Source organism: Paracoccus sp. DMF (assembly GCF_004407025.1).
GTDB classification, from domain to species: domain Bacteria; phylum Pseudomonadota; class Alphaproteobacteria; order Rhodobacterales; family Rhodobacteraceae; genus Paracoccus; species Paracoccus aminovorans_B.
On the sequence record NZ_SOKV02000108.1, the window covers coordinates 1 to 2,507 of the forward strand.

The 2,507-nt window shown below is 66.6% G+C and carries 2 protein-coding genes; one reads left to right on the forward strand and one right to left on the reverse strand.

The window, feature by feature from the left end; genetic code table 11:
* Positions 1-180: 180 nt before the first annotated feature.
* The gene (locus E3D03_RS20415) at positions 181-825 is read left to right on the forward strand and encodes a helix-turn-helix domain-containing protein (protein ID WP_018001669.1); all 645 of its coding nucleotides are present in this window, start codon (positions 181-183) and stop codon (positions 823-825) included.
* A gap of 28 nt (positions 826-853) precedes the next feature.
* Here the strand turns inward: E3D03_RS20415 and E3D03_RS20420 are convergent, their stop codons facing one another.
* Complete coding sequence (locus E3D03_RS20420; protein ID WP_263568471.1) at positions 854-2,236, reverse strand: ammonium transporter; 1,383 nt, start codon at positions 2,234-2,236, stop codon at positions 854-856.
* Positions 2,237-2,507 lie beyond the last annotated feature (271 nt).

Consider the following 2,507-nt stretch of genomic DNA (forward strand, 5'->3'; position numbering starts at 1 on the left):
CTTCCTCAACGGCAACAAGACCGTCGTCTTCCCGCCCTCCCCGGGGTCCTATGCCTCCGAGCGCATGGGGTGAAAAGCGACAAATCCGGCACAGGCGACGGCCAAGGCTCTGCCGAGGATTGTAATCTGTCGCAATCCTCAGCAGACTTCTTTCCTCTGAGGAAAGGAAGCCGAGCCGACATGGCCAGGAAATCGGTCAGCCAGATGAAACTGTCGCAGGACCCGCATGCCCTGCGCGACAGTTCCGAACGCAACCTCGAGGTCGCCATCGGCCGCGCCGTGCGCGAGCTGCGCAAGCGCCAGCGCATGACCGGGGCCGATCTGGCGATGCAGACCGGCCTGTCGGTCGGCATGTTGTCCAAGATCGAGAACGGGGTGATCTCGTCCTCGCTGGGCACCCTGCAGGCGCTGGCGAATGCCCTGCGGGTGCCGCTGATCCAGCTGTTCCAGGGCTATGCCGAGCCGCGCGGCGCCATGCATGTGAAATCTGGGCAAGGCGTCGAGATCGAGCGTGCCGGCACCCGGTCCGGGCACCAGTATCACCTGCTGGGCCATATCGGCTCGAACAATTCCGGCGTGGTGGTCGAGCCCTACATGATCGTGCTGACCACCGAGAGCGACCGTTTTCCGACCTTCCAGCACGAGGGGATCGAACTGCTCTACATGCTGGAAGGCATCGTCGGCTATCGCCATGGCGAGCAGGTCTATCGGCTGGAGCCGGGCGATACGCTGCTGTTCGACGCCGATGCGCCGCATGGGCCGATCGAATTGATCGAGCTGCCGGCGAAATATCTGTCGATCATCACCTATCCGCAAAGCAAATAGGGCCGGACGTCGCGCCCGGCCCGGTGGATCAGCTGCGGGCCGGGGCCAGGGCGGGCGCGGCGGCCGGGCTGCCCGGCTGCGCGGCGATGGCCGCGCCGGCATAGGTGCCGTCGCCCAAGCGATAGCCGACCTCGCCATGCTCGGCGGTGTCGAGCCCGTCGAATTCGGCTTCCTCGTCGACGCGCAGCCCGACCAGGGCGTCCGCGATCTTCAGCGCGATCCAGGTCGTGACCAGCGAGACCAGGATGGAAAAGCCCATGATCGCCAGTTGCGGCACCATCTGGGTCATCAGCGTGCGACCCTCGGGGTAGCCGAGGCCGCCCAGTACCGGCGCGGCGAAGATCACCGTCAGCACGCCGCCGACCGCCGCGCCGACGCCGTGGACGCCGAACACGTCGAAACTGTCGTCATAGCCGAAGCGGCGCTTGACCACTTCGACGGCGAAGACGCAGACCGGCGCGGTCAGGAAGCCCACGGCCACCGCGCCGGCCGGGCCGACGAAGCCGCAGGCCGGGGTGATCGCCACCAGCCCGGCGATGGCGCCCGAGAGCAGGCCGAAGGTGCTGGCCCGGCCGCGATGCAGCCATTCCGCCGCCATCCAGCCAAGCGCGCCGCCGGCGCCGCCCAGCATGGTGTTCAGCATCACCAGCGCCGAAAAGCCGTTCGCCGCCAGCGCGCAGCCGCCGCAGAAGGCAAGCCAGCCGACCCAGAGCATGGCGCCGCCGGTATAGGTCATGGTCATGTTGTGCGGCGCCATCATCGTGCTGCCGTAGCCCTGGCGCGGCCCGACGACCAGAGCGCAGACCAGCGCCGCCATGCCCGCGTTCAGATGCACGACATTGCCGCCGGCGAAATCCTGCACGCCGATGTCGAAGACCCAGCCGCCGCCCCAGGCCATATGCGCCATGGGGACATAGTTGATGGTCAGCCAGACCGCCATGAAGATCAGCACGGCGGCGAATTTCATCCGCTCGGCAAAGGCGCCGACGATGATCGGCGGCGTGATCGCCGCGAACATCAGCATGAAGAGCACATAGAGATATTCGGGGATCGTGCCGACCATGCTGTCCTGGGTGACGCCCGACAGGAAAAGCTTCGAGGTGCCGCCGATCAGCGCGTTCAGCGGCCCTTCGGCAAAGCTCAGCGAATAGCCGAAGGCGATCCACAAGACCGCGATCAGCGCGACCGAGGCGAAGATATGCGTCAGCACCGAAAGCACGTTCTTCGATCGCGCCATGCCGGCATAGAACAACCCGAGCCCGGGCAGCATCATCAGCATCACGATCAGCGCGCAGGTGGCGACGAAGGCGGTATCCCCGGCGCTGAGCGCGGGTCCGGCCTCTTGCGCCTGCGAAAGGGCGGGCAGCAGGACCGCGGCCAGTCCGGCCGGCAGGGCTTTCTTCAATCTCATGGCGATACCCATCATGGCAAGGTGAACGGGTCCATGATGGGCGGGCCGGGCGCAAAGGAAAGTTTCTTGGCGATAAATTTCCGATCCTGGAAAGAAGATCGCCGGTTTGCCACGCCCGTGGTCAGCCTGCCCGATCCCGCGCCAGAATGCTGACGCGGTCCCGCCAATGCCGAACGGCGGCCGGGCCGTCCGCCCTGCCGCCGCGCCGGTCTTGCAGCGCGGGGTCGCCCCCGCGTGTCTCACATGCCCTTGTACAGCGGGAATTTCGCGC